The following is a 222-nucleotide window of genomic DNA, read 5'->3' as shown; positions in this document are numbered from 1 at the left end:
TAATGTTCCTAAACCACCTGTTACTTGGCTTGAGCCATCTGCTAATTTCGTTACACCTACAGATAATGTCCCTAAACCGCCTGTTACTTGACCAGACCCATCTGCTAATTTATTTACTCCTGCAGATAATTGACCTAATCCTGCTGTCACTTTTCCAGAGCCACTTTGCAATTGCGTTACTCCATCAATTAATTGAACTGATCCATCTTTTAATTTATCGGC

The 222-nt window shown here is 40.1% G+C and carries 1 protein-coding gene; it reads right to left on the bottom strand.

What is annotated here, in order from left to right; genetic code table 11:
• A partial coding sequence (locus tag MR107_RS31010; RefSeq protein ID WP_242293225.1) for a hypothetical protein occupies nt 1–222 on the bottom strand: 222 nt, incomplete at both ends.

The organism is Bacillus cereus group sp. BfR-BA-01441, assembly GCF_022663075.1.
GTDB classification, from domain to species: Bacteria; Bacillota; Bacilli; order Bacillales; family Bacillaceae_G; genus Bacillus_A; species Bacillus_A cereus.
The sequence above is the reverse complement of the archived record's forward strand: the minus strand, read 5'-3'. Positions and strand labels throughout refer to the sequence as shown.